General features: G+C 37.5%; 10 protein-coding genes. All 10 read right to left on the reverse strand.

Annotated features, from left to right (window positions below):
* Positions 1 to 354: 354 nt before the first annotated feature.
* Positions 355 to 1,728 carry a hypothetical protein gene (locus BOD01S_RS22080; RefSeq protein ID WP_063180409.1) on the reverse strand — a complete coding sequence of 458 codons (1,374 nt, stop codon included), beginning with the start codon at positions 1,726 to 1,728 and terminating at the stop codon, positions 355 to 357.
* 38 nt (positions 1,729 to 1,766) lie between these two features.
* Positions 1,767 to 2,438, reverse strand: coding sequence for a zonular occludens toxin domain-containing protein (locus BOD01S_RS22085; RefSeq protein WP_063180411.1), 672 nt, complete (start codon positions 2,436 to 2,438; stop codon positions 1,767 to 1,769).
* 147 nt (positions 2,439 to 2,585) lie between these two features.
* Positions 2,586 to 2,747: a hypothetical protein gene (locus BOD01S_RS23125; RefSeq protein WP_156475399.1), complete on the reverse strand. Its 162-nt coding sequence runs from the start codon at positions 2,745 to 2,747 to the stop codon at positions 2,586 to 2,588.
* A gap of 18 nt (positions 2,748 to 2,765) precedes the next feature.
* Positions 2,766 to 3,098 carry a hypothetical protein gene (locus tag BOD01S_RS22090; RefSeq protein WP_036150095.1) on the reverse strand — a complete coding sequence of 111 codons (333 nt, stop codon included), beginning with the start codon at positions 3,096 to 3,098 and terminating at the stop codon, positions 2,766 to 2,768.
* 134 nt (positions 3,099 to 3,232) lie between these two features.
* Positions 3,233 to 3,382: a hypothetical protein gene (locus BOD01S_RS23130; protein ID WP_156116986.1), complete on the reverse strand. Its 150-nt coding sequence runs from the start codon at positions 3,380 to 3,382 to the stop codon at positions 3,233 to 3,235.
* 13 nt (positions 3,383 to 3,395) lie between these two features.
* Complete coding sequence (locus tag BOD01S_RS22095) at positions 3,396 to 5,255, reverse strand: hypothetical protein (RefSeq protein ID WP_063180414.1); 1,860 nt, start codon at positions 5,253 to 5,255, stop codon at positions 3,396 to 3,398.
* Between the two features lie 605 nt (positions 5,256 to 5,860).
* Entirely contained in the window at positions 5,861 to 6,073 is a 213-nt protein-coding gene (locus BOD01S_RS22100; RefSeq protein WP_063180417.1) for a hypothetical protein, read from the reverse strand.
* 342 nt (positions 6,074 to 6,415) lie between these two features.
* The gene (locus tag BOD01S_RS23135) at positions 6,416 to 6,577 is read right to left on the reverse strand and encodes a hypothetical protein (protein WP_156116984.1); all 162 of its coding nucleotides are present in this window, start codon (positions 6,575 to 6,577) and stop codon (positions 6,416 to 6,418) included.
* Between the two features lie 22 nt (positions 6,578 to 6,599).
* Positions 6,600 to 6,752 carry a hypothetical protein gene (locus tag BOD01S_RS23140; protein WP_156475400.1) on the reverse strand — a complete coding sequence of 51 codons (153 nt, stop codon included), beginning with the start codon at positions 6,750 to 6,752 and terminating at the stop codon, positions 6,600 to 6,602.
* 14 nt (positions 6,753 to 6,766) lie between these two features.
* Entirely contained in the window at positions 6,767 to 6,916 is a 150-nt protein-coding gene (locus BOD01S_RS23585) for a hypothetical protein (protein WP_156475401.1), read from the reverse strand.
* Positions 6,917 to 7,165 lie beyond the last annotated feature (249 nt).

Below are 7,165 nucleotides of genomic sequence, written 5' to 3' on the forward strand. Positions count from 1 at the left end.
GCACCACCCTCCACGCTCCAAAGATGATATAAAAAACTAAAAATACTTTAGCAATCCAAACTATCTCTATGACCCCTCCAGCAATGATTTCCGCATAAGTGATTAATTTATCAAGTTGCTCAGTATAATCAGCGCCAACACTTGTAGGAGTAGCAGGATCAATGTTTTCATTCATTAACGTCCCCCCACATGTAATTTAGGAAAATATCCAATAACATATAAATAATGGAAGTGGTGAGCCAAATATCTATCGGCGCAATCCAATAGCCAAATATATTTATTGGCGTATCAGCCACCACAAAAACACTTTTAAACGTATTGCCTAATACTTGTATATCTCCGATACAGCAACACCTACTTTCGGAATAACCGGAGCCCTATTGCAATAGCAAGCCCGCTGGACATCAACACAACCATTTCAGGAGGTAGCCAGCTAAAGAAAACGCCGAACAAAGCCGTTAAATCTTTTGCACCTGTAGCCAAACTTTTAAGGCCATCCGTACCCGTTTTTAAAACCTCTGTTGCATATTTGTAAGCATTTTTTACATATTCGATTAAGCCTGGATCTAACTCTTCGACTTCTTCTTTGTCACCCGGCACACTTGGCTTACAATCTCCAGTAACCATACATTTAAGGATGTCGCCTGTGACCATATCAATCCAATTGCCGTCCTTATCCGTCATGGCTGGCTTATCATCTATATAGTCCATTTGTGGCGTTTGCCACTGGAGCGCACAAGTTGTACCATTAACGGTAGCAGTACCATTTTTGTTAACAAGCATCACCTTGCCATCGGATCCGATAAACGTTGAGCCATCTACAGTAAGATTAATTTTTTCGCCACCCGGGCACGTTAAGGATGGTTTTGGCTCAGGAACCACCACATTGCCAGCTCCATTATCATCTAAATATTTCCTGATGCTAGTTAGATTTTTATCTCCACTACCCGGCTTAATATCTGTACCTGTTTTGACTTCTCGTACGTAAACATTTACATTCATCGCTTGTAACCTAGCTAACATTCCACCCACACTATTAGATGGCTTACTACTAAGATCAAAAATAAAATCATTAAATCCCGGTTTAACAGGTCCCGTTATAACAACATTACCGGCAAATTTTACAGCCGTTTGATATTGATCACCATAAACCTGCGTTTCATCAGTAATACCAACGGTTGTATAAGTTTTACCTGTATAAGGCACTTGCACTACCATCTCGTATCCACTCACCGAATATAAATAAAAATCTCTTGCATATAAATAAGGTGAATAAAAACTCCCATAATCTATATCTTCAGCAGGTGGTCTCGTATCTTCATATCCTTTAAAAAATTTTTTAATCCAGTCACCAACAGTTAAAACAGTAGCACCGCCTACCTCCGTAAACGCCCCGTAACAATCCATTAACCCCGTATCAAGTTTTAAATTAAAACATTCTTTAAGCGTATTGCTTGTCTCGTCATACCAACCTTTAGCAAAATCTTTTACCGCATTAATAGATCCCTTTACATACTCCTTATTATCGGTATATTGGCCACTTAAAAAGGTTGTTTGCTCCACTACTGACTCATACATAGCCTTGCCATATCCTTCATACTGCATCAGCTCATTGTGATTATATTTAGTTGCAGTTGCTGCGCTAGCTTGTCCGGTTGATCCGTAGAGTAGATAGGGTAGTATCATTACTAAACAGATTAGTAGTTTTAGTGTTTTGCTAAATAGCATAATCACACCCCAGCAAGGATTGCACCGGATGACGCGCACTAATCGCTGGAGCGATTGAAGCGCGCTGTCATCTGCCGGCGCAATCTTTTTATTTTTACCATCGTTCGCAATTTCCTATGTTTGGTCCAGAGTTGAACTTTTTCTTTTCTTGTTAAGTCTCTGTCTGACCATTTGTTTAATGGCACCATAGGTTTATGTGCAAACTTTTCTTTCATGGAAAACGTATCGTAGTAGTTCCTCAATCTTTTGGACTTCCACGTTATGTGCATGACATGGTGATCTTTTTTCATAGACCCCAGCTTTTCTAAATCGTAATATCCATAATATTTGTGGTAAGGCAAGTACGATCTGTTAGTAGCCCAATAGACCAGCTCAACTACTTCCCTTAAAGATTTATCAATACGGGCGAAAGACTGTACCGCGATAAAGAGATCCATTTTTACATGTCGATGCATGGTAAATAGGTCAAATACTTCGTGAGGTAAGTCTTTCCACTCTCGACTGTTGAACCAGCGTCCGGCTTCATCAATAAGCACAACACAATCCTCAGGGAACTGATATGTACAAATATCATCCAAAGAAATTTGATATGTACCCTTTAACGGGAAATTAGCAAATACTTGACGACCTTGTAACATCGCTTTATGAGCCCTCGCCACCAGCGCATACGTCTTACCAGACCCCGGCATACCTGTGTAAGCAATTATCATTTCACATCACTTTTCCCACTAGATTTTCGCTTTCGAATTTTGGTAAATAACCAAACTGTTAAAACGGCAAGAAATAGTTGTATAGAAACGCTCATGTAATCACCTCAAATAAAAAAGATTGCTCACAATGAACAATCTTAAATTCTTTTAACCTTTTAACCCTGAACATGTTACATTAAGAATTTCAAAATCATCTTTTTCCAATCCTAATTCAACTTTAACAGCAAAATAAATCAACTCTTCCAGTTTCAAATGACTCATTTCTTTTCCTTCTGGAAACTTAACCTTTAAGTAAAACTCTTTATCCATATACAGTCATCCTCCTAGTTATTTTGTTGGTGAAAGCTCTTTTACTGGCGCAAACTGCACTTTTCCAACAAACTCCAGATTGGATAAACCTACTGTTGGCACTTCTTTGCCGTTAGGTAATTTTTTCGAAACCATTGAAAAATCAGCCATAAAAGTAGCTGGAAGATCATTTTTATAACGAGTTAAATAATGCAACTCAGCATAATTTGGTACTGCTGCTTCAGAAATCGAAAGACCGAACGAATTATTAGTTTCCTCGTAGTTACCAACAACACGAACCGATAACCCTTTGTTATTTTCCATGTCGTAATGATTAACTTTGGTAATGATAACTTCTGTTCTGATATTCATTTCCAAACCTCCTAATATATTTTTTTATAAGTATTTCGAGACTATTTTTTACGAACATATTTTCTGTCCACAGAATTTTTGTTCTGTTTTGAGTATAGAAAAGTCCTAGGCAAAAATCAACATTTTTTTTGAAATTATTTCTTATTTTGTCGTAATTTTTCCATAGCAGCGTGTAAAAAAAGCTGGGTCATATTTACCCCAGCTTCTTGTAATTCGTCTTTTAATTCCTTCGGAATTGTTACGGTAACACGTGCCATTTCAATGTTTTTGCGTTTTCTGCCCAAGACATTTCAACCCCTAAAAATTACGTAATTCGTTTATCTTCTCGATTAATTTATCTAATTTTGTCTGATAAACTAATCTCTGATTTTTGGTAATATCAGATTTTAAGATAGACTCATATTTACGCTTTTCCAGTTCTAGATCATGCATTAGAGATTCATAGACATCATCCACACTATGTATTTCATATGCTGTAGTGTTTAAATCTGCTGGAGATGTGTTATAATCCTCAGTAATACCAGGTTCATCTTCCAATGAATCTGAAGCAATAATCTCTCCTGTTTTAAGGTTTACAATGCCGAAATCGTTTTCTTTAGCGAGTGACGTTTCTACATTTTGTAACCGATCCTTAAGCAGGAGATATTTTTTTGCCTTATACTGATTTGCTTTTTCTAGATCTGTCTCATTAAGAGTAGACACAAAATCTAAAGCATCCGTAAACGTATCATTTTTTACTTCGCTGTTTTTATATAGACTGTAAACAGATAATTTGTTCATCAATCCTTTTTTCAATAGGTGCATAGATAAGTTTTTTTGATACTGCCGAACCAGTACAACATCTTCCTGCTGATACCAATCTGTAGACACCGACTGCAACCGACTCCAAAAATCGGATGTTGGATAGTCCCTCTTATGTTTCCAACCCTCACCCAAACGATTTTTAGCCTTGTAATCAATAAAACGTATTACGCCGGAGCCATCTGATGTGTTACGAGTAATGAAATCATGAAATAATTTTTTGTTATCAATAATACGAAATAGTTTGCTAGCATGAGCCGGCACATTATCCGACTTTACTTGAAGGATATTGTTTATTGTATCATCAAGCGTACTGTAGAATTTACGTTTGGTCTCAAACTCCACATTCAAAATTTTTGTAACTGTTGGTGTAAGTAAATCAGCCAAAGCGATTATGGACTCATAATCTCTACTAGGTTGACTCAATAACTCCCTAATCATCCCCCTGTATTCTTCGTTCTTGCCATGCTCCAAATAAAATTCCAAGCGTGCCACATCTAAATATTTATAGTTGTCTGCAGAAGGATTCAAGAAAGCTTTTTCAATGCAATACATGTCAAAATAAGATATTAATTTTTCCATGTACCAGAGCTTAATAAAGAACTGCTTATATCCCTGCTGGATAACTTCCTTTGTTTTATCGTAAATACGGAAAAATAGATTATTAGATTTTTTACGGCCAAGTGTCAGATAATCTGTTTCTGTCTCCCACTGATTTCGAAATGAAAACTCAATAGACCCCCGACTAAAACGACTTTGTTGCATTTTATTAATATTTTCATGCTTGAAATATTTTGTTGGGTTCTGAATGTAATTCGTATGGTAAGCATAATCAATACGATTCTCTTTAACCTCTAAAATCTCAAGACCAAAACAATTTAATAAATCTTCAACATCCGCCAAAGATTTTAAAATTGCCTGTTTTTCACCTTCCAGCCACAAATATTGAGAACGGAGTTGCACGATAATTTCCGGCGTGTTTTCGTTAGGCGTTGATGGAGCTATAAATACAGCAAACTTATCCGGTTGCTGGAGATCGTAGCGATAAATTTTAGATGCCGCTACACCATTCATCATCCACTCAGCTTTAGGTACCGCTTTACCATCTAAATCCTCAGATGTAAAAACAGGTAGCATGTCCGGCGTGCTAAAAGCTTTGTTCTGATAAGCCTGCAATAAATCTTTAAAATAAATTGCATTTGGGTCATATAGCCAATCAGTTTTAACTTTAACCACATAATAAAGCGTATCAATATTATGCAGAAACTTTTTTTGCTTCATATCGAAAAAGTAAGTCCTTTTTTCGTCGAACATTTCTTTATAGATCAGACTCTTTTTCGCACTGTATGGAATCATAAAAACACCCTCTTTCTACTGTCAAAAACTCTGTCAAAAAACTCATTTTTTTGACACGAAAAAATTGGCCTTAAACCCTTGATATAATTGGGTTTGTCCGTAAAACGTACTCGACATTCATGGGGCGTGTTACAAAGTCGCCCCCGTGCGCTACGGTGGTCGTGATTTCGTAATTACTTACCAAGGGGATTTTTTCGCCTGCAGGCTCAAAACTCCTTAAGGAAAAAATAATACATTTTTGCCGTTTATCAGCTGACAATTAGCCAAAAATCTAATATTTTTAAAAGATGGTTTGTAAGTGGATAAAGAATCAGATTGCAATTTTTAATACATTGCTCCACGCTGTTACGCGAGCCGATCTACACTCTTACCTGTATAGCTGCGCAGATATAGGCAAGCTATATCTTTGCCGGTTTTTACGCTAACAAATATACTAAAATATCAAATTGGCTTTAGCGTGAGCGTGGCTCTATCCCGTCTTGTGTTGCTGGCGTTGGGGACGCAACAAGTAACCACTATCCCCTACTTGTAAGGACACCTTATAAATCCACTTTTAACGGTAAAAATCAATGCCGAGATAGTGGGGCAGAGGTAAAAAGTCCTTTTTACATACGGTCAAGATCAGTAGCTCCCAGTAAAATCTCTTGAAATTCTTCTGCTGTCAATTCTTCTTTGGCCATACGATAAATAGCTGTACGATGTAATTCTGACTTAGACATTTTCTTTTCTGATGTACTTAATTTTTCTAAAAGAGCATAAATGAGTTGAGATGTAAGCATGTCCACCCGTATTTGCTCTCTAAAATGTTTAGCTGCCATAATTAACCTCCTTTTCCTGTTAGACTAATCATAACAAAGTAATCACATTTTGTACACCCTTTTTGTATGTCGTTATTTGACTATTCTTGTTAACTTTCTTTCAATTTTATTGTCCGCACATATTTATACACGTCTTTGCATTTTTCATACAAATGAACATAATCATAATCAAATTGAGTCGTAAACACTATCGTTGTCAATTTATCATGTAGCACACTATCTGGACGTATCGTCCTTTGCATTGGTAAAGGCATTGCACTATATAAATTCATTAACATCATCACCAGCTCCATTCTATTGATTAAAAAAAAGGCACTCCATAAAGAGATGCCCTTGAAAAAATTAACGTTTACGCATTGGTACAAATTTGCGAGCAACCCCAGCAACAGCACCGACTAAAGCTACAGCTACAAAGTAGATCGCAGGCTCTGTCGCAAAAATAGCGATAGCGTCACCTGTCCAACCTATAACGCCAGTAACGGCTAAACCGATTTTCTCACCCATATATTATAAGTCCTCCTTAATATTAGCGTTTACGCATTGGTACGAATCTACGGGCAACCCCAGCAACAGCACCGACTAAAGCTACAGCTACAAAGTAAATCGCAGGCTCTGAACCAAAAATAGCGATTGTTTTAGGTAACCATCCCAAGACAGAAGTAACTGAATCTCCTAACATATGTATCACCTCCTTTAACGTCTGCGCATCGGCACGAATACTCTGGCTACACCAGCAATCCCACCGACCAATCCTACAGCCACAAAATAAACCAATGGAGGACGTGCAAAGATCGCCATCATATCCCTCAAAGCAGACAACCCTACATCAAATGCTGCCTCCATTATTTAGCCCCCAAAATTTTACTAAAGCCTATAAATACTCCTGCTATAATCGCAAAAAGTATAATGTAGATGCCTGCACCTACTGCGTACTCTATATATTCAAAGCCGGGAGGAGGAGTACCAATCATGCTCCTAATGGCGCTGGTCATTAATCCACCTTCCCACTGATCCACAACAACTTCCGGCGTTACAGCTGGAGTCTCAACAACTGGAGTTTCTACAGGAGTCTCTACTGGATTAATCATTTAC

Source organism: Lysinibacillus odysseyi 34hs-1 = NBRC 100172 (assembly GCF_001591965.1).
GTDB classification, from domain to species: domain Bacteria; phylum Bacillota; class Bacilli; order Bacillales_A; family Planococcaceae; genus Lysinibacillus_B; species Lysinibacillus_B odysseyi.